The sequence below is a fragment of the Microbacterium sp. ZXX196 genome, assembly GCF_009709595.1.
Taxonomy (GTDB): domain Bacteria; phylum Actinomycetota; class Actinomycetes; order Actinomycetales; family Microbacteriaceae; genus Microbacterium; species Microbacterium excoecariae.
This window is the reverse complement of sequence record NZ_WMEE01000425.1, coordinates 1-247: the sequence shown is the minus strand read 5'-3', so window position 1 is coordinate 247 and position 247 is coordinate 1. Positions and strand designations below refer to the sequence as shown.

General features: G+C 45.3%; 1 protein-coding gene. It reads left to right on the top strand.

The genetic code is table 11. The features are described from left to right. A partial coding sequence (locus GJQ66_RS13570; RefSeq protein WP_155049702.1) for a radical SAM protein occupies positions 1-247 on the top strand: 247 nt, incomplete at both ends.

The window sequence follows — 247 nt, the reverse complement described above, 5'->3', positions numbered from 1 at the left end:
CGGTGCATCCCAAAGCTCAATTCAGCTTTGAAGCACACCCGGGCAATACAACCGACGAGCATTTACTGGCACTTTATAATGTCGGATTTCGCAGAATCAGCATAGGAGTTCAGGATTTCAATCCTTTGGTTTTGGTAGCGATAAACCGCCACCAAACCTATGAGCAGGTTAACCATCTGACAAAAAAGGCACGAGAAATCGGCTACACTTCGGTCAACTATGATATCGTTTACGGTCTGCCATTTCA